Origin of the sequence: Collinsella sp. SGI.095, assembly GCF_050314535.1 — a bacterium.
Classification (GTDB): domain Bacteria; phylum Actinomycetota; class Coriobacteriia; order Coriobacteriales; family Coriobacteriaceae; genus Collinsella.
Map to the genome: position 1 here is coordinate 86,497 of NZ_JBNPNG010000004.1, position 17,964 is coordinate 104,460.

A 17,964-nucleotide genomic window follows, 5' to 3' on the forward strand; every position below is an offset into this window, starting at 1 on the left:
TATGTCTGAACAGTCGCAGCATATCCATTTTGAGAACACGAATAGGTGGAGCACCAAACAGCTCGTTACCATGGCGCTGATGTGCGCCTTGGGCGCCCTGTTTATGTACGTGCAGCTGCCCATCCTTCCTTCGGCGCCGTTTTTGACCTACGACCCGTCGCTGGTGCCGGCGATGGTGTGCGGGTTTGCGTATGGTCCCGGCGCCGGTACTGCTGTTGCCGCTATGGCTATCGTTATTCACGCGCTCACCACGGGTGACTGGGTCGGTGCGCTTATGAACCTGGTTGCCACGCTGGGCTACATTCTGCCCGCGGCTATCGTCTACCAGAAGATGCATACCTATAAGGGTGCCGTGATTGGCCTGGTGTTCGGCGTCATTACCGCTACGGCGCTGTCTATGGTCGCAAACCTTACCATTGGCGTATGGTTCTGGTATGGCTCGGTCGATGCGATCGCTCCGCTCATGGTTCCTGCCGTGCTGCCGTTCAACCTTATCAAGACCGTGCTCAACTCGGTGCTCACGCTTGCAGTGTACAAGGCGGCCTCCAACCTCATCACGCCTAAAAAGAACCAGGTCAAAGGCCGCGCATGATTGATTGTCGAGGAGTTTCCTTTAGCTATGACGGTGTCACGCCGGCGCTCGACGGTATCGATCTGAACATCGAGGATGGCGAGTTTTTCTGCATCCTCGGCGGCAATGGGTCGGGCAAGTCGACGTTTGCCAAGCATCTGAATGCGCTGCTGCAGCCCGATGCAGGAACGGTGCGTATCAACGGCATGGATGCATCAGATCCCGAGTTGGTCTACGACATTCGTTCGACCGCGGGCATAGTGTTCCAGAATCCCGATGATCAGCTGGTGGCAACGCTTGTCGAAGATGACGTTGCGTTTGGTCCCGAAAACCTTGGCGTGCCATCGGCGCAAATTGCGCAGCGCGTACGCGAGGCGCTGAAGGGTGTGGGCCTGGTGGGCTTTGAGCGCCGCGAGACCCATGCACTTTCGGGCGGCCAAAAGCAGCGCGTGGCGCTTGCCGGCGTGCTCGCCATGGAACCGCGCGTGCTCATATTGGACGAGGCTTCCTCGATGCTCGATCCGCGTGGACGTAAGGGCCTCATGAAGGTTTGCCGCGCGTTGCACGATCGCGGCATGACCATCGTGATGATTACGCACTTTATGGAAGAGGCCGCCGAGGCCGATCGTGTCGCGGTGTTTCGGGCGGGGCGCGTTGCCATGCTCGGTGCGCCCGAGGAAATCTTGACGCGGGCGGACGAAGTTGCCCAGCTCAACCTGGATATGCCGGCGTCGTGCTGTCTAGGTAGGGCTCTTCGCGCGAAGGGCGTACCCATTTGTGCACAGGTGCGCGAGGCGGATATGGTCGCCGAGATTGCACAGGTTTATGCTGAGCGGAGCGGGGCGGACGTCGCTGCGCGGCCCTCCGCATCCGATTCTCGTGTGCTTGACCATGCATCCTCTGCAGCCGACGGGATGGTCGCGTCGGAACCAGTCATCGAGATTTCGCACCTCTCGCATAGTTACACGCTGAGCGCCCGCGAGCGCCGCCGATGGCGCAAGCGCTCGACCACTGTGGGCGCATCGGGCAAACAGGCTCTTTGGGGCAACGATCCAAACAGCCCCTGGGCGCTACGTGATGTTTCGCTGACGGTGCGTCGCGGCGAGTTTCTGGGCCTGGCGGGTCATACCGGCTCGGGTAAATCAACGCTGGTTCAGCATCTCAACGGGCTGATTCGTCCACAGGAGGGGAGCGTTTGCGCACTGGGGCTCGACCTATCAAGCAAGAAAGGCGCCGCCGCGGTTAAGGCCAAGGTCGGCGTGGTGTTTCAGTATCCCGAGCGCCAGCTATTTGCCGAGACCGTGGCGCAGGACGTGGCGTTTGGCCCGCGCAACCTTGGCCTGCCGCAAGACGAGGTTGTTCGCCGTGTCGCAACATCGCTTGCGCGCGTGGGCCTCGACCTTGCTGCGATAGGCGACAAGAGCCCCTTTGAACTTTCGGGCGGTCAGCAGCGCCGCGTGGCGTTTGCCGGCGTGCTCGCCATGGAGCCCGAGGTCTTGGTGCTCGACGAGCCCATGGCGGGGCTCGATCCGGCTGCGCGCAGGGATTTCCTGGAGCTCATCGATCGGCTCCATCGTGAGGGCCTGACCGTTGTCATGGTTTCGCACAGCATGGATGACCTGGCAAATTGTTGTGACCGTATCGTTGTGATGAACGAGGGCGCGGTGTTTGCCGATGGAACGCCCGCACAGGTTTTTGCGCACGCGAACGAGCTCAAATCGATCGGTTTGGGCGTTCCCGCTGCACAGCGCATGGCATTGTCGCTCGTGCAAGCCGGTGTGCCGCTCCGCTGCGACAAGCTTTATACGGTTGAGGCGCTGGCCGACGAGTTGGCCGGCATGCTGCTAGGCTGCGCGGACGGACCTTTGAGGGCGTCGCGTCAGGCTGGTTCCAAGATGGCCACGCAAGAGGAGGGCTGCTAATGGAGGCATTCTCATTTGGCAGCTACTATCCGGGGGAAAGCGCGCTGCATCGCCTGGATCCGCGCACTAAGTTGCTCCTAGGTTTCGCATTTCTGATCACTGCGCTCACCGTCGGCAGCTTCCGCGGGCTGCTTCCGGTCGCAATTTTTGTCGTGCTGGTCTATGTCGCGGCCCGGGTTCCGTTGCGTCGGGTCCTATCGTCGATGGCACCACTGCTGGCGATTGTCGTGGTGGTCGCGGTGCTCAACCTGTTTTCCGATCAGAGTGGCCGCATCCTGTGGCAGTTTGGCTTTTTGCAGGTGAGCGAGGGCTCGCTGCGTTCTGCGACGTTTATGGCGTGTCGCCTGACGATGATGATGGCCGGCATGAGCGCCATTACGCTCACCACGCCGACGCTCGACCTCACCGCGGGTTTTGAGCGCCTGCTCGCACCATTCGCGCGTGTGGGGCTTCCGGCGCACGAGCTCGGCATGATTATGGGTATCGCACTGCGGTTTATGCCACAATTTGCCACCGAGATGAAACAGACGGCCGATGCACAGGCAAGCCGTGGCGCGCGCGTGACGGGCGGTCCGCTCGGTGGCGTGCGCATGCTCGGCAGTGTGGCGATTCCGCTGTTTACTGGCGTGTTCCGTCATGCCGAGACGCTTTCGGCCGCCATGGATGCGCGCTGCTATCACGGCGAGCGGGGGCGCACGCGTCTGCATGCGCTTACGTTTGGCCGCGGGGATGCACTGGCCGCGGTGGCGATGGCGCTGTTGGTGGCATGCGTTGTCGTTATCAATCTTCAACTCGTCTAAGCTCGATTCGAGCGCAAGAAAGGGGTCTCTATGACCGACATCGATCGCACGGCTCAGCTCGAGCGCGTCTGCTCGTATCTCAGGCGCATTCCGGCGTGGTATCTTGCCACGACCGATGCAAACGACGGGCATCAGCCCCGCGTGAGGCCGTTTTCGTTTGCCATGGTCGATAACGACAAGCTGTGGTTTTGCACGTCGCGCGACAAGGACGTGTGGGCGGAGTTGAGCAAGAATCCCAAGTTTGAGGTATCGGGCTGGAAGCCGGGGGAGTGCTGGATCGTGTTAACTGGCGAGGCTGCACTCGAGGACGATGCATTCGTGAGTGACAAGGTGCGCCAGACGGGCTTTAAGCACATGGTGGGCATTGGCGAGCAACACGATAGTGCCAACGATGGCCGCCTTGCGTTCTTCTCGGTCCGCAACATCGCCGCGCGGTTCTGCGATATCGACGGCAGCGAAGAGCTCCTCGAGCTTTAATATCCCAAATTAGCTGCCCATTCCAAAAAGACTGGTCAGATGACAGGAGGAAACGTGGACGGATTGAATACGGTGCTGGAGTATCTGACGTCGGTGCCGGCGTGGTACCTAGCGACGAGCGTGGACGGGCAGCCGCATGTGCGTCCGTTCTCGTTTGCGCAGATTCAGGACGGCAAGCTGTGGTTTGTAACGGCGCGCACCAAAGATGTGTGGCAAGAGCTGCTGCAAAACCAGCGCTTTGAGGCCACGAGTTGGTGGCCGGGCCATGGTTGGTTGATCCTGCGCGGACGTGCGGGTCTGGACGACCGGGCTTCGGATGAAATGCGCGAGGCCGGGTGGAAGCATCTTGAGCGCTTGAGCGAGCACTATGAGGGGCCTAACGATCCCACGCTCGTCTTCTTTAGCGTCGAGGACCCCGAGGCTTTTATCTGCAATCACGACGAATGGGTTCCGGTCGAGCTCTAGGCTGCTCTGGGCGACCCTTAAGTTTGGTATTCCGTATAAGGTGGGCTCTGCATTGGCCAGCAGTATGATGCGCTGCGGCTAATGCAGAGCTCGCTTATTTTTTGTCAATTCTTTCAAGCGAATGTGTCGGGTATGTTTCAATGCATGAAGACACAAATTATTTGCGTAAATATGCATTCTCGGGTGCTAAAGTTTCAACCTACCTCATAACGACGGCTGCGGAATGCGCAATGACGCATAAGACCGCAGACAAGGAGTCCGATATGTCTTTAAAGGTTGGAATCGTCGGCGCGGCTGGATATGCCGGCGCCGAGCTTATTCGCCTCGTGCTCGGCCATCCCGAGTTTGAACTTGTTGCCATTACGTCCAACGCCGATGCCGGCCAGCTGCTGTCCGCGGTGTATCCGAGCTTTGCTGGCGTGAGCGATCTGGTTTTCACCACGCATGACGCCCCTGAACTCAAGAGCTGCGATGCGGTTTTTCTCGCCGTGCCGCACACGGCTGCCATGGCACAGGTGCCCGCTCTGCTTGCATCGGGTGTCTCTTGCTTTGATCTTTCGGCCGATTACCGTCTGAGCGACGCGTCTGTCTTTGAGACATGGTATGCCGCCGAGCACACGAGCCCCGAGTTGCTCAAGACACGTGCCTTCGGTCTGCCCGAGTTGTTCTGCCAGGACTTAGAGACCGCTGCTTCCAGCCATGCCGCTGGCAGACCCGTGCTGGTCGCCTGCGCCGGTTGCTATCCCACCGCAACGAGTCTTGCTGCCGCGCCTGCCGTGCGTGCGGGCTGGGTGGCCCAGAGCGGCCCCGTAGTCGTCGACGCCATCAGTGGCGTGACGGGTGCCGGTAAGTCGTGCAACACCCGCACCCATTTTTGCAGCGCGGACGAGAATCTGGAGGCCTATGGCGTAGGAAAACATCGCCATACGCCAGAAATCGAGCAAATTCTGAGCCTTACCGATCGCGTCGTCTTTACTCCGCACCTGGCACCGCTCAAGCGCGGCCTGCTCTCTACGGTGACGCTGCCGCTCGCAACGCAGGCTCTCGAAGCGCTGACTCTTGAGGATGCCGTCGACCATTACAAGAAGTTCTACGCCGGTCGTACCTTTGTGCGCGTGCTCGATGCCGGCCAGCAGCCCAAGACGGCTTCGGTTGTCGGTACCAATGCCGCCCAGATCGGCCTTGCGCTCAACAAGCGTGCGGGCGTGCTGGTGGCGACGGGCGCCATCGACAATTTGTGCAAGGGCGCTGCGGGCCAGGCGGTCCAGTGCGCCAACATCGTCTTTGGTTTTGACGAGCGACGAGGCTTGCCCACAGTGGCGTGCCCGGTGTAGCACATTCGATTATTAACGATTTGGTAGTCGGGTATCGAGTTTGGCGCCACTTTTAAGCTGGTCTCATGATTGTGGCTGGCATGGCGCACCAACCGATGCCCATTTTTTGTTTGACATAAGGAGTCGTAAAGACGATGAATGCTGAGCAGTTCGATATCAAGATTCGTGCCGTAGAGGGCGGCGTAACGGCGGCAGCCGGCTTTAAGGCGGCGGGCATCCATGCCGGATTCCGCAAGAATCCCGAGCGCCTGGATTACGCGCTCGTTGTGCCCGATAAACCCTGTCCCGGGGCCGGCGTGTTTACGACTAACCGCTTTTGTGCGGCGCCCGTGCAGGTGAGCCGTGCCAACCTGGGCGGTACGGACAAGGGCTATGGCATCATCGCCGGTGTTTCAATCAACTCCGGCAACGCGAACGCCGCCACGGGCGAGACCGGCCTTGCCTGTGCGCGCGAGACGTGCAACATCGCCTCGCAGGTCATTGGCTGTGAACCCCAACAGATTTTAGTTGCCTCCACGGGCGTGATCGGACAGATTCTGCCGATCGACACGTTTGAGACGGCAATTCCGTCCGCCTACGAGGCACTCTCTGCCCATGGAGGCGCCGATGCAGCCCGTGCCATCATGACGACCGATACGCATTCCAAGGAGTATGCCGTTCGCTACCGCAGTGAGGCTGTGGGCCATGTGGGCAACGCTTATACGGTGGGCGGCATGTGCAAGGGATCGGGCATGATCATGCCCAATATGGCCACCATGATCGCGGTCATTACTACCGATGCCCCCGTCGAGTCGGCGGCGCTCCACACCCTACTGCTCTCGACCGCTAAACAGACCTTTAATAAAGTGACGGTCGATTCCGATACCTCGACCAACGACACCTGTATCATGCTGGCTTCTGGCGCTGCCGCCGCGGATACCGAGGCCATCGTCGAGGGCACTGACGCCTTTGACGAATTGGCCTTTGCCGTGCACGAGGTGTGCGAGAGCCTGGCGCGTAACATCGCGGCCGATGGCGAGGGTGCGTCAAAGCTCGTGACGGTTAACGTCACCGGCGCCGCCAACGACGAGGAAGCCGATATCGCCGCCCGCGCCGTCGCCAACTCGCCGCTCGTCAAGACCTGCATCGCTGGCCACGACTGCAATTGGGGTCGCGTTGCCATGGCGCTCGGCAAGTGCGGCGTAAAGTTTAATCAGGAAGACGTTTCCATCGACATGATGGGCATGCCCGTCTGCCGCGATGGCCTGACTGTTCCTTTTGACGAGGACGAGGCCCTGCGACGTTTTGAGGCGCCCGAGATCGTGATTTCGGCCGACCTGGGCGCAGGCGACGCGGCAACGACCGTGTGGACCTGCGACCTCACGCACGAGTACATCTCAATCAATGGTGACTACCGCTCCTAGACTCCAGGCACGCTGCGCATCTCGCCGCGATTGCGGGCAGCGGAGCACAGCGCGATAACGATACGAAAGACGAGGCAGATTATGAAATTCGCACGCGATTGTCGTTCGAGCGAATCCAACGAAGCAACTGCGCAGCTGCTGTTCGAAGCGCTGCCGTGGATTAAAAACCTGACCGGCAAGACGGTCGTTATCAAGTATGGCGGGGCCGCCATGGTAGACGAGCAACTGCGTCGCGACGTGATGAGCGACATCGTTTTGCTCAAGATTATCGGCATGCGCCCCGTCATCGTGCACGGCGGTGGTAAAGCCATCAACGAGGCGCTGAGCCATTACGATATGCCCGTCGAGTTTAAGAACGGCCAGCGCGTGACCACGCCGGCGACCATGGATATCGTGCGCGAGGTGCTGGGCGGCAAGGTCAACCAAGAGCTGGTGGCGGCAATCAACCACCACGGTAACTTGGCCGTGGGCGTATCGGGCAGCGACGCCGGCACGCTCATCGCCGAGCCGCTCGACCCCGAGCTCGGACGCGTGGGCAAAGTGACGCATGTCAACACCGACTACATCGAGAACTTGCTCGATAGCGAGTATATTCCTGTCATCGCTACCGTCGCGGCGGGGGAGGACGGTGGCTTTTTCAATATCAACGCCGACACCGCCGCCGGTGCCGTTGCGGCGGCGCTCCACGCGCACAAGGCGATCTTTTTGACCGACGTCGACGGCCTGTACAAGGACTTTAGCGATAAAGACTCGCTCATCTCCAACCTAACGCTCGACGAGGTTAATGAGATGCTCTACGGTGGCGAGGTCGATAAGGGCATGATTCCCAAACTGCGCGCGGCCGTCGATGCGCTTGTCGGCGGCGTATTTCGCGCTCACATCATTAACGGTACCACGCCGCATTCGCTGCTCCTGGAGCTGTTGACCGATGCCGGCGTCGGCACCGTGATCCACTCTACCGAGACGGCCTACGAATTTGATACGCACCCGCACCCGCTTTCGACCTTTGCGGCGCGCCTGACCGAAAACCTCGACGAGGTCGAGAAGCTCCAGACGGTCTAGCTGGTTAGAAATCGTCACACCGTTACACCCACAGTCCGCGCCACCTGGCGCTTAACGAAAGGCATCTCATGTCACTTGCAGCTCAACAATCGCTCGAATCCCACTACGTTATGCAAACCTTTGGCCGCTCGCCGGTCGAGTTTGTCGAGGGCCACGGCATGAAGCTCACCGGCGACGATGGTCGCGAATATCTCGATTTTCTTGCAGGTATTGGCGTATGCAGCCTAGGCCACGGCAACCCGGCGGTGCTCTCGGCGCTCGAGGCCCAGGCCAAAAAGCTCCTGCATGTCTCGAACTACTTCTACATTGAGCAGCGCGGCCAGGTCGCGGCGTTGCTGTCCAAGCTCGCCAACGACGATGCGGACGGTGCGCGCGTGCTTGCCGACGCGATTGCCGCTGGCGACGAGACCACGGCGGCGGCGCTTGGCGCTCCGGCTGCGGGCGAGCAGGTGTGGGAGACGTTCTTTGCCAATTCCGGTGCCGAGGCCAACGAGGGCTCTATGAAGCTCGCGCGTCTGTATGCCCAACGTGCCGGCAACGGTGGCAACACCATCGTGTGTATGCGCGGCGGATTTCATGGTCGTACGCTCGAGACCATTGCCGCGACCATGCAGGATTGGCTGCAGGACAGTTTCCGCCCGCTGCCGGGTGGCTTTGTGGCATGCACACCCAACGATGTAGATGAACTGCGTGCAATTTTTAAGCAGCTGGGAAGCGAGATTTGCGCTGTGATGCTCGAGCCGATCCAGGGCGAAAGCGGTGTGCATCCCATGACCGAGGAGTTTATGGCTGCGGCGCGCGACTTGGCACACGAGGTGGGTGCCGTGCTTATCGCCGACGAGGTCCAGTGTGGTATTTTCCGCTCCGGCAAGCCGTTCGCGTTTCAGACTTATGGTGTGGACCCCGATATCATGAGTCTTGCCAAGGGCATCGCCGACGGCGTGCCCATGGGTGCCGTGGTGGCAAAGAAAGAAATCGCTGACATCTTTAAGCCCGGCGACCATGGTTCGACTTTCGGCGGCAGCTGCTTGGCCATCGCGGCGTGTGCCGCGACGCTCTCCGCGCTTGTGCGCGGTGACTACGCAGACCATGCCGCCAAGGTGGGTGCCTATATGGAGGCAAGGCTCGCCAAACTGCCGCATGTTACCGAGGTGCGTGGTCGCGGCCTAATGCTCGGCTGCGATTTGGACGATGCTGCGGGTGATGCGCACGACGTTGTGGCTCGCGCATTGGTGGCTGGTGCGGTGATTAACGCTACGGGTGCACATACACTGCGCTTCCTGCCGCCGCTCGTGTGCGAGGAAGCCGATGTGGACAGCCTAATCGAGATCCTGGCGGGTGTTTTAGCTTAGCGCCATCAGGCATAGCAGTTTGAAGCGGGTTCCAGACCGTCACGTGCCGTTTGGCGCACGATTGGGCAAACTGGAGCCCGTTTTGCTATCGATTTACCATGGCTGGGATAGGCCGTGTGCAAACAAAAACGGTCCCCTTGCGAGGACCGTTTCCAATTCAGTGGTGGGCGATGAGGGATGTCCGCGTGCGGCTGGCGCCGCCCGCGCCCCGCTTCGTCGCTCCGCTCCTCGCGTGCTGCGCTGGAAAACGCTTCGCGTTTCCTCAGCTCCGCACCCTTGCGGGTTCGAATCCCTCTGCACTGGGCCCAAAAGGGAAAGGCCCCCATCGCTGGGAGCCTTTTCAATCAAGTGGTGGGCGATGAGGGATTCGAACCCCCAGCCTTGTGCGTGTAAAGCACCTGCGCTAACCGTTGCGCCAATCGCCCGCGGGAATTGAGTATAGCGGAAACCCTGCGGGGTTCACCGCTAATTCATAACGAAATCTAAGCGGAGACTTCGGTGCCCTTGTTCTCGTCGATAAAGAAGCGCTTGTACCAAATGAGGAACGTCAGCGTGGTATAGATCTTGCGCTGGTTGAGCGCGCGGCCCTCAAAGTGATCGTCGAGCAGCTTCATGAGCGCATCGGTGTCAAAGAAATCGGCAGCCCACGGTGCGGTGAAGTACTCCTTGACGTAGTCGTAGTATTTCTGCTCGCGCAGCCAGAACTTAACTGGCACCGGGAAGCCAACCTTCTTGCGCGTTGCCCACTCATCGGGCAGCGTGCGATTGGCGGCGTGGCGCAGGACAAGCTTGCAGCCCTTTTCGTTGACACGGTAGTTGGCGGGAATATGCTCGGCGAACTCCATGACCTTTTTGTCCAGGAACGGAACGCGGAGCTCCAGGGAGTGCGCCATGCACATCTTGTCTGCCTTGAGCAGGATGTCGCCCGGAAGCCACATGTTCATATCCAGGTATTGTTTCTTAGAGAGCTCGCAGCAGTTGGGGACCTGCTTGTAGTACTCTGCGCACATTTCGGAGGCGTTCTTGCCGGTGTCGTAAGCTGGCTTGAGAACCTCGTCAACCTCGGACGGGTCGAACACCTTTGCCTGGCCCACGTACCAGCGCTCGGGGACCTCGGCGCACTTGGTCAGGAAGTTGTGACCCTTAAAGTAGGGGAGATGCTGAACGAGCGAGCCCAGGGCACGGCGCACGCCGAGCGGCACGCGTTTCTTGAAGGATCGCATCTCGGGGGTGTCCTCGTACCACTCGTACCCGGCAAACAGCTCGTCGGCGCCCTCGCCCGAAAGGACGACGGTAACTTCCTCGGCGGCCATCTGTGCCAGATAGTACAGCGGTACGCTGGAGAGGTTCGATTGCGGCTCGTCCATGTGGTACTGGATATCGGGTAGTGCGTCGAAGAACTCGTCGGCGGTGATCATCTTGCGCACGTTCTTAATGCCAAGCTTGTCGGAAAGCTCGGCGGCGTAGTTAGTCTCGTTGAAGTTCTTGTAGTCAAAGCCGACGGAATACGTGGTGTCGGGCATGAGGCAGGCGGCAATGTAGCTGGAGTCGACGCCGCCGGAGAGGAACGAGCCAACTTTAACATCGGCGATGCGGTGCGCGGCAACGCTCTCGTGCACGACCTTGTCGCACTCGTCCACGTACTCCTCGAAGCTCTTGGAGTTGTCATCGGTAAAGTCGCAGCTCCAGTAGCGCTTGATATCCATAGTGTTGGTCGTAAGGTCGTACGTAAAGCAATGCGCGGGGGCAAGCTTGAACACGCCCTTAAAGAACGTCTCCTCCGTGGCAGGGAACTGTAGCGTGAGGTAGGGACGCAGCGCGTCGCGGTTGACAGCCTTCTCAAACTTGGGGTGGTCCAGGAAGCTCTTGATCTCGGAGCCAAACAGCAGCGAGCCGTCGGAGGCCCGGTAGTAATAGAACGGCTTGATGCCAAAGATGTCACGGGCGCCGAAGAGCTTGTTCCTGTTCTGGTCGTGAATCACGAACGCATACATGCCGCGCAGGCGGTTGACCAGGTCCTCGCCCCACTCCTCGTAGCCGTGCACCAGGACCTCGGTGTCGGCGTTGCAGTGGAAGACGTAGCCGGCAGCCTCGAGCTCGGCGCGAAGCTCCTGGAAGTTGTAGATCTCGCCGTTGAAGACGATGGTGACCTTGCCGTCATCGCTCGACATGGGCTGAGCGCCAGCCTCGGAAAGGTCGAGAATCGAAAGACGGCGGAAGCCGAGGGCGACGTCATCGACGATGTGCTGGCCACCCATATCCGGCCCGCGATGGATGATGCGATTCATCATGGCCGTGAGAACCAGCTCACTCTGTTCATCTGTACCGGTAAAACCGACAAAACCGCACATGCAAGATCCTTTCTGCTGACGGCTTAGGTGCGCTGCCGCAAGGTTTGCAGCAGTCGATATCAATCAATCCTTACTATCATGCCAATCTTTTGCTTCGTGATGGGGCATAAGCGCCGAGGGGACCGAAAAACCACGGCCCGCACGTTGGGCGAAGCGGCGGGCCGTGACTGCGACGATTGCTGTGTGCGAGAGCGCGAGAGGGGCTGGCGCTTGCCGCGCTTGGCAAGGCGATGCTCTACCTTGGCGACGACGTGGATGAGCGGAATCGTCACAACCAGATAGTAGGGTGCGGCGCAAATGTAGGGTGTGATGTTGCCCGTGGTGGCCGTGAGGTTTTTGGAGAACAGCATGAGTTCCATGACGCCGACGCTCGAAAGCAGCGACGTGTCCTTGTAGAGCATGACAAACTCACTAGTCATCCCTGCATCACGCGCATTTGTAGGGCGGGGGTTTTGTTATTTCGAATTAACCGTGCGCTGGTCCTTGCAAGTTTTTAGGGTGCTGAGACACTCGCAAGGTCAGGTGGCATATTAGGATGGTTGATAATACAGGGGCGCGACCGGATTCATCTGGGACGGTTTTTGCTCTTTTAAGGTTAGGTTTAGCGAGAAAGGTCGTTATATGTCGGGTACGACGAAGGAGAAGCTGGCTTTGATGCGCTATGTGGAGCTGCTCGAGGCCGAGGCCCTTGTTGTTTCCAAGCCGGATACTCTTTGCGACCAGCGCATCGAGTTTGCGACCGACGACTCGCGCCAGGTACGTCCGGGCACATTGTTTGTCTGCAAGGGCCGTGCGTTCAAGCCCGAGTATCTGGTCTCGGCGATTGCCGAAGGCGCCGTGGCGTACGTGTCCGAGGTCGATTACGACGTCGATATTCCCGCTGTGATCGTCAACGATATCCGCCGTACGCTCGCTGTGGTGGCGGACGCCTATTACGGTCATCCCTCGGGCAAGGTGAAGATCTGCGCTTTTACGGGCACCAAGGGCAAGTCGACCTGCAGCTTTTATCTGCGTGGCATTCTCGCCAACGAGGCTAAGCTCACGGGCCGTCATCGACCAGCCCTCAACACGGGTATCGAGTTCGATGACGGTATCGAGGCCGGTCCTTCTAAGCTAACGACCCCCGAGTCCTTCCTTTTGCAGTCGCGTATCGCACATGCCGCCGAGGCGGGCGCTCCGTGGCTGGTCATGGAGGCGTCGAGCCAGGGCCTCAAATACGAGCGTACGGGCAAGATTGACTTTGAAGTGGGCGCCTTTACCAATATCGGTGAGGACCATATCTCGCCGATCGAGCACCCCACGCTCGAGGATTACTTTGCCAGCAAGCTCAAGATTTTTTCGCAGAGCCGCTTTGCCGTGGTCAACCTCGATATGGACCACGTCGACCGCGTGCTCGAGGCGGCGTCCCGCTGCGAGCGCACGGTGACGTTCTCGCTGACCGATGGACGCGCCGACGTGCGTGCGTTGGCCATTCGCAACGGCGATTGCGGCGTGATCGCCACGGTCCGCACGCCGCGCTTTACGCGTGACATCGTGATCCCCACGCCCGTCAAGTTCAACGTGTCCAATGCGCTTGCCGCGATTGCCTGCGCCGAGGCCCTCGGCATTTCCGAAGAGGGCATCGTCCATGGCTTTGAGGGCGTCTTTGTTCCCGGTCGCATGGAGCTCTATCCGTCTGCATCGGGCAAGATTTTGGGCGTCGTTGACTATGCGCACAACGGCATGAGCCTCGAGACGCTTCTGCGCGACCTGCGCGAGAACTATCCCGAGCGCGAGCTGGCGGTTGTCTTTGGCGCAACGGGAGGCAAGGGTGTCGATCGCCGTACTACGATGGGTATCGCTGCCGGCAAGTACGCCGATCGCATCGTGATTACCGAGGATGACCCGGGCCCCGAGGACGTCGAGGACATCTGCGCCGAGATTGCGCGCAATGTCCAGGCGCAGGGAAACGATAACTGGCAGATCGTGTGCGACCGCGCCGCCGCTATCGAGACGGCCGTGCGCGAGACCGACCGCCCCGCTGTGGTTATCGTGACCGGTAAGGGCGAGGAGGAGTGCATGCTGCGCAAGAACGGACCCGAGCCCTGCGAGCGTGATGGCTCGGTTCTCAAACGCATCCTTGCGGCGTACGACGCCTAAGCGTCGCTGCCTTTAGGATGGCGTTTGTGGATCCTCGACGCCCGATGATGCCGTGTCTTTCAAGCGTGTTCACCTTAGGGAAAACGCGGTACCAAGATTAAGTCTTTTCTACGTAATAAATGGAGTGACCATGTCCCACAACACCCTGCCGACCGTTGCCGAGCTTTCGGGCGAGATGCGCGAGCGCCTTGCCAAGGTCAGGTATGTCTTTACCGATCTGGACGCAACGATGCTCGCGCCCGGCTCGTGCGTGCTGCGCGACAACGACGGCAATCCCTCGACCAAGCTCGTCGAGGCCGTCGTGGCGCTTGCCCGCGCTGGCATCCAGGTAATTCCCACTTCGGGTCGCAACCGCACCATGATCCACGAAGATGCCCGCGTGCTCGGCCTCAACTCCTACATTGGCGAGATGGGTGGCCTGGTCATGTACGACCTCAAGGCCAACGACTGGGAGTATCTGACCGGCGACATGCCTTACGACCCCGCCTGCGGCCTTACGCCGCACCAGGTGATTGAGCAGACCGGCGTGTGCGAGAAGATTCTCGCTCGCTGGCCGCACAAGATCGAGTACCACAACGACATGTCGACTGGCTATAAGTACCGCGAGGTCACCGTCGGCATGCGCGGCGATATTCCCGATGACGAGGCGCAGGCCATCCTCGACGAGGCCGGCTGCGGTCTGGTCTGGGCCTGCAACGGCCACTTGACTCATCTGTCCAAGCCGACGACCCTCGAGCTCGATCGCGTCGAGGACGGTCGTGCCTTTAACATCAATCCGTCGGGTCTCGACAAGGGCGTGGCGGTCGCGCGTTTCTGCGAGCATCTGGGCATCGAGCGCGACGAGACGCTGGCACTCGGCGATTCCGAGTCTGATTTCTACATGGCCGACCACGTGGGCACGTTCTGCCTGGTCGAGAACGGTCTGACCAGCGCCGGCGCGTCCGAGTTTCTTGCGTCCTGCGATAACGCCTTTGTCACGCGTGGCAGGATCGTTGACGGCTGGGCGGCGACGGCGGAGCTGCTCGTCGCGGCCCGTTCATAGCGCAGTGCCGTTACGCTTGGCCATATCTTTTCGAGAGAGAATCTGGTGAGGTAATGTCCGATATCGAGAATCTGGCCGGTGATACGCGCCCCATCGGCGTGTTCGACTCGGGTCTGGGCGGCTTGACGGTTGCGCGCGCGATTGCGACGGCGCTTCCGCACGAGTCCGTCTACTACTTTGGCGATACCAAGCGCTGCCCTTACGGCACCCGCACCGAGGACGAGGTGCGCTCGTTTGCGCTACAGGCGGGGCGCTGGCTTTCGAGACACGACGTCAAGATCATGGTCATCGCCTGCAATACGGCGACGGCAGCGGCGCTTCGCCTGGCTCAGCAGGTGCTCGATGTCCCCGTGATTGGCGTAATCGCGCCGGGCGCGCGTGCCGCCATCAACAGCACCCGCACGCGCCGTGTGGGCGTGCTCGCCACCAACCTCACCATCCGCTCGGGCGCCTACACGCGCGCCATCCAGGACTTGGATGCCGGCGTGGACGTGTATGGCTGCCCTTCCTCGAGCTTTGTCGAGGTTGTCGAGCACGAGCTCGCCTCGGGCGCGCATCTGCAGGAGCAGTGGCTCGAGAACGAGGATATTTTTGATACGCCAGCCGTTCGCGCGCTGGTCAACGCCACAGTCGAGCCACTGCACGATCGTGGCATCGATACCGTGGTGCTCGGCTGTACGCACTTTCCGCTGCTGGTGGGCCCCATCCGTCATGCGTTGGGGCCCGGGGTGCGCGTGGTGAGCTCCGCCGAGGAGACCACCCGCGAGCTGACCGATATCCTCACGCGCCGTGAGCAGCTGGCGGGCAACACCGCCGAGCCGCAGCATCGCTTTGCCACCACGTCCGACAACATTGCCGAGTTTGCGGTGGCGGGCAGCTTTATCTTTGGCCAGCCGCTCAAAAGCATCGAGCATGTCGATATCGACGAACTCGGTTAGGCACGCAATGTCGCCGGAGTCTTCGCCACATCTTTTGCCGAAAGGATAGTTCCATGGAATATATGCAGGTCAACCGCGCCAACGGCCGCGCCGCAAACGAGCTGCGTCCCGTTAAGCTCACCCGCGGCGTCATGAAGCACGCCCACGGCTCGTGCCTGGCAGAGTTTGGCGACACGCGCGTGCTGTGCGCCGCCACCATCGAGGAGGGCGTTCCGGGCTGGCGCAAGGGCGCCAAGGCCGGTTGGGTAACGGCGGAATATGCGATGCTGCCGGCGTCGACCGGCAAGCGCTGCAAGCGCGAACATGCCAACCGCAAGGGCCGTTCCATGGAGATCGAGCGCTTGATCGGCCGCAGCCTGCGCACCGTCGTCAACATGAAGGCGCTCGGCGAGCACACCGTTACCGTTGACTGCGATGTGATCCAGGCCGATGGCGGCACGCGTACGGCGAGCATCACCGGCGCCTGGGTGGCGCTGCACGACGCCCTTGCCATGTGGGTCGAGGCGGGCAAGCTCGAGCGCATTCCGCTTACCGGTCAGGTTGCCGCTATTTCCATGGGCGTCGTCGACGGCAACACCCTGCTCGACTTGGATTATTCCGAGGACAGCCACGCCGAGGTCGACATGAACCTCGTCGCCACCGACTCCGGCGAGATGATCGAGCTCCAGGGTACCGGCGAGCAGGCGCCCTTCGACCGCAAGCGTCTCAACGCCCTGCTCGATCTGGGCGACAAGGGCATCGCCGAGCTCATCGAGCTTCAGCGTCAAGCCCTCGCCTAACCTGCCAAAAGGGGATGTTGATTTTGGCAGGTTTAATCTGCGAAAACGCCGAAGTATAAGACTGCCGTTGATTGAGAGGGGAGAGGCCGAGGCCCTCGTCGTCCTCTACACGGCATTGCTATAAGAGACAAGGAGGCCAGCTATGGCACTTGAGAAGATTGACATCGACACCCTCGACCCGGCGGCGACCATTGTTGTGGCCACGGGTAACGCCCATAAGCTCACCGAGATCGAGGCCATTTTGGGCAAGGTCATGCCCGAGGTGCGCTTTGTGGCGCTCGGCCAGCTGGGCGATTTTGAGGACCCCGAGGAAAACGGCACGACGTTTTTGGAGAACGCCATCATCAAGGCGCAGGCTGCGGTCGAGGAGACGGGCCTTATGGCCATCGCCGACGATTCCGGCTTGGTCGTCGACGCGCTGGACGGTGAGCCGGGTGTGTATAGCGCGCGTTATGCGGGCGTACACGGCGATGATGTCGCCAACAATGCCAAACTTCTCGTTAATCTGGAAGGCGTGGCAGACGAGGATCGCACCGCACGCTTTATGAGCGTCGTTGCGCTCATCGACCAAGACGGCCTGGTCACCTATGGCGAGGGTGCCTGCGAGGGCGTTATCGCACACGAGGGCCGCGGCGACCACGGCTTTGGCTACGACCCGCTGTTCCTGCCGGTCGATACGCCGGGCAAGACTATGGCCGAGCTCACAGCGGACGAGAAGAACGCCATCAGCCATCGTTTCCATGCACTCGAGCACCTGTCCGCCAAACTCACGGGCGAGGAGTAGGCCGTGCGTGCGGTGGTGCAGCGCGTGCTCAACGCCGGTGTGACGGTCGACGGCGAGTGCGTGGGCCGCATTGGGCGCGGCTATCTGGTATTGCTGGGTGTGGGCCATGGCGATACGCGTGCCGAGGCCGATAAACTATGGGGCAAGCTCCGCGGGCTGCGTATCAACGAGGACGAGAACGGCAAGACTAACTTGGCGCTTGCCGATGTCGACGGCGAGGTGCTCGTGGTGTCGCAGTTTACGCTGTTTGCCGATTGCCGCCACGGCCGTCGTCCGTCGTTTACGGATGCTGGCGCGCCCGATGTCGCCAACGAGCTTTACGAGTACTTTCTGACGCTCGTCGCCCAGGACGTCGACCACGTGGCGCACGGCATCTTTGGCGCCGACATGAAAGTCGACCTGGTCAACGACGGCCCGTTCACCATTGTCCTCGATACCGACAATCTGTAAGTAGCCTAATTAGCTACTTGCGTGGGATTGTAACAGGGTGCTATAGTATTAGAGTTTTGTCTATCTTAGGGGTATTATCCCCTTTTTGAATTGCA

The 17,964-nt window shown here is 60.5% G+C and carries 17 protein-coding genes and 1 tRNA gene; 15 read left to right on the forward strand and 3 right to left on the reverse strand.

The window, feature by feature from the left end; all coding sequences use genetic code 11:
• Window position 1: 1 nt before the first annotated feature.
• The 9 genes from ACQRCA_RS02670 (at window position 2) to ACQRCA_RS02710 (ending at window position 9,386) form a co-directional block, all read left to right on the forward strand.
• Window positions 2–592 carry an ECF transporter S component gene (locus ACQRCA_RS02670; RefSeq protein ID WP_427718296.1) on the forward strand — a complete coding sequence of 197 codons (591 nt, stop codon included), beginning with the start codon at window positions 2–4 and terminating at the stop codon, window positions 590–592.
• On the forward strand, window positions 589–2,493 hold the full coding sequence (locus tag ACQRCA_RS02675; RefSeq protein ID WP_427718298.1) for an energy-coupling factor transporter ATPase: 1,905 nt from the start codon (window positions 589–591) through the stop codon (window positions 2,491–2,493). Before ACQRCA_RS02670 ends, ACQRCA_RS02675 begins: the two co-directional genes overlap by 4 nt.
• Entirely contained in the window at window positions 2,493–3,293 is an 801-nt protein-coding gene (locus tag ACQRCA_RS02680) for an energy-coupling factor transporter transmembrane component T family protein (RefSeq protein ID WP_427718301.1), read from the forward strand. Before ACQRCA_RS02675 ends, ACQRCA_RS02680 begins: the two co-directional genes overlap by 1 nt.
• 30 nt (window positions 3,294–3,323) lie before the next feature.
• Entirely contained in the window at window positions 3,324–3,770 is a 447-nt protein-coding gene (locus ACQRCA_RS02685; protein ID WP_154514803.1) for a pyridoxamine 5'-phosphate oxidase family protein, read from the forward strand.
• A 54-nt stretch (window positions 3,771–3,824) separates the two neighbouring features.
• A complete protein-coding gene (locus ACQRCA_RS02690; RefSeq protein ID WP_427718303.1) occupies window positions 3,825–4,235 on the forward strand; it encodes a pyridoxamine 5'-phosphate oxidase family protein in 411 nt (136 codons plus the stop codon).
• A 263-nt stretch (window positions 4,236–4,498) separates the two neighbouring features.
• A complete protein-coding gene (gene argC / locus ACQRCA_RS02695) occupies window positions 4,499–5,569 on the forward strand; it encodes an N-acetyl-gamma-glutamyl-phosphate reductase (protein ID WP_427718305.1) in 1,071 nt (356 codons plus the stop codon).
• Between the two features lie 134 nt (window positions 5,570–5,703).
• Window positions 5,704–6,972, forward strand: a complete 1,269-nt coding sequence (gene argJ, locus ACQRCA_RS02700; protein WP_427718308.1) for a bifunctional glutamate N-acetyltransferase/amino-acid acetyltransferase ArgJ — start codon at window positions 5,704–5,706, stop codon at window positions 6,970–6,972.
• Window positions 6,973–7,053: 81 nt separating this feature from the next.
• On the forward strand, window positions 7,054–8,034 hold the full coding sequence (gene argB / locus ACQRCA_RS02705; protein WP_427718310.1) for an acetylglutamate kinase: 981 nt from the start codon (window positions 7,054–7,056) through the stop codon (window positions 8,032–8,034).
• A 68-nt stretch (window positions 8,035–8,102) separates the two neighbouring features.
• On the forward strand, window positions 8,103–9,386 hold the full coding sequence (locus tag ACQRCA_RS02710; protein WP_427718313.1) for an aminotransferase class III-fold pyridoxal phosphate-dependent enzyme: 1,284 nt from the start codon (window positions 8,103–8,105) through the stop codon (window positions 9,384–9,386).
• A 349-nt stretch (window positions 9,387–9,735) separates the two neighbouring features.
• Here ACQRCA_RS02710 and ACQRCA_RS02715 read toward each other — a convergent pair.
• The 3 genes from ACQRCA_RS02715 to ACQRCA_RS02725 form a co-directional block, all read right to left on the reverse strand.
• Window positions 9,736–9,811 (reverse strand) — tRNA-Val (locus ACQRCA_RS02715).
• 57 nt (window positions 9,812–9,868) lie between these two features.
• Window positions 9,869–11,737, reverse strand: a complete 1,869-nt coding sequence (gene asnB, locus ACQRCA_RS02720) for an asparagine synthase (glutamine-hydrolyzing) (RefSeq protein WP_427718316.1) — start codon at window positions 11,735–11,737, stop codon at window positions 9,869–9,871.
• Between the two features lie 59 nt (window positions 11,738–11,796).
• Entirely contained in the window at window positions 11,797–12,156 is a 360-nt protein-coding gene (locus ACQRCA_RS02725) for a hypothetical protein (RefSeq protein ID WP_427718319.1), read from the reverse strand.
• 202 nt (window positions 12,157–12,358) lie between these two features.
• Here ACQRCA_RS02725 and ACQRCA_RS02730 point away from each other — a divergent pair, with 202 nt between their 5' ends.
• The 6 genes from ACQRCA_RS02730 to dtd all read left to right on the forward strand — a co-directional run bounded on the left by ACQRCA_RS02730 (window position 12,359) and on the right by dtd (window position 17,869).
• Window positions 12,359–13,876: a Mur ligase family protein gene (locus tag ACQRCA_RS02730; protein ID WP_427718322.1), complete on the forward strand. Its 1,518-nt coding sequence runs from the start codon at window positions 12,359–12,361 to the stop codon at window positions 13,874–13,876.
• A 130-nt stretch (window positions 13,877–14,006) separates the two neighbouring features.
• Window positions 14,007–14,918, forward strand: a complete 912-nt coding sequence (locus ACQRCA_RS02735) for an HAD family hydrolase (protein WP_427718324.1) — start codon at window positions 14,007–14,009, stop codon at window positions 14,916–14,918.
• 53 nt (window positions 14,919–14,971) lie between these two features.
• Window positions 14,972–15,856 carry a glutamate racemase gene (murI, locus tag ACQRCA_RS02740; protein WP_427718327.1) on the forward strand — a complete coding sequence of 295 codons (885 nt, stop codon included), beginning with the start codon at window positions 14,972–14,974 and terminating at the stop codon, window positions 15,854–15,856.
• A 53-nt stretch (window positions 15,857–15,909) separates the two neighbouring features.
• On the forward strand, window positions 15,910–16,635 hold the full coding sequence (gene rph, locus ACQRCA_RS02745; RefSeq protein WP_427718330.1) for a ribonuclease PH: 726 nt from the start codon (window positions 15,910–15,912) through the stop codon (window positions 16,633–16,635).
• Window positions 16,636–16,777: 142 nt separating this feature from the next.
• Window positions 16,778–17,419, forward strand: coding sequence for an RdgB/HAM1 family non-canonical purine NTP pyrophosphatase (gene rdgB / locus ACQRCA_RS02750; protein ID WP_427718333.1), 642 nt, complete (start codon window positions 16,778–16,780; stop codon window positions 17,417–17,419).
• Between the two features lie 3 nt (window positions 17,420–17,422).
• Entirely contained in the window at window positions 17,423–17,869 is a 447-nt protein-coding gene (gene dtd, locus ACQRCA_RS02755) for a D-aminoacyl-tRNA deacylase (protein ID WP_117797049.1), read from the forward strand.
• Window positions 17,870–17,964 lie beyond the last annotated feature (95 nt).

Bases quoted from the DNA above. Each gene is read 5' to 3' on its own strand.
- ACQRCA_RS02670 (WP_427718296.1), top strand. From the start codon at position 2: ATGTCTGAACAGTCGCAGCATATCCATTTTGAGAACACGAATAGGTGG.
- ACQRCA_RS02675 (WP_427718298.1), top strand. From the start codon at position 589: ATGATTGATTGTCGAGGAGTTTCCTTTAGCTATGACGGTGTCACGCCG.
- ACQRCA_RS02680 (WP_427718301.1), top strand. From the start codon at position 2,493: ATGGAGGCATTCTCATTTGGCAGCTACTATCCGGGGGAAAGCGCGCTG.
- ACQRCA_RS02685 (WP_154514803.1), top strand. From the start codon at position 3,324: ATGACCGACATCGATCGCACGGCTCAGCTCGAGCGCGTCTGCTCGTAT.
- argC (WP_427718305.1), top strand. From the start codon at position 4,499: ATGTCTTTAAAGGTTGGAATCGTCGGCGCGGCTGGATATGCCGGCGCC.
- argJ (WP_427718308.1), top strand. From the start codon at position 5,704: ATGAATGCTGAGCAGTTCGATATCAAGATTCGTGCCGTAGAGGGCGGC.
- argB (WP_427718310.1), top strand. From the start codon at position 7,054: ATGAAATTCGCACGCGATTGTCGTTCGAGCGAATCCAACGAAGCAACT.
- ACQRCA_RS02710 (WP_427718313.1), top strand. From the start codon at position 8,103: ATGTCACTTGCAGCTCAACAATCGCTCGAATCCCACTACGTTATGCAA.
- asnB (WP_427718316.1), bottom strand. From the start codon at position 11,737: ATGTGCGGTTTTGTCGGTTTTACCGGTACAGATGAACAGAGTGAGCTG.
- ACQRCA_RS02725 (WP_427718319.1), bottom strand. From the start codon at position 12,156: ATGACTAGTGAGTTTGTCATGCTCTACAAGGACACGTCGCTGCTTTCG.
- ACQRCA_RS02730 (WP_427718322.1), top strand. From the start codon at position 12,359: ATGTCGGGTACGACGAAGGAGAAGCTGGCTTTGATGCGCTATGTGGAG.
- ACQRCA_RS02735 (WP_427718324.1), top strand. From the start codon at position 14,007: ATGTCCCACAACACCCTGCCGACCGTTGCCGAGCTTTCGGGCGAGATG.
- murI (WP_427718327.1), top strand. From the start codon at position 14,972: ATGTCCGATATCGAGAATCTGGCCGGTGATACGCGCCCCATCGGCGTG.
- rph (WP_427718330.1), top strand. From the start codon at position 15,910: ATGGAATATATGCAGGTCAACCGCGCCAACGGCCGCGCCGCAAACGAG.
- rdgB (WP_427718333.1), top strand. From the start codon at position 16,778: ATGGCACTTGAGAAGATTGACATCGACACCCTCGACCCGGCGGCGACC.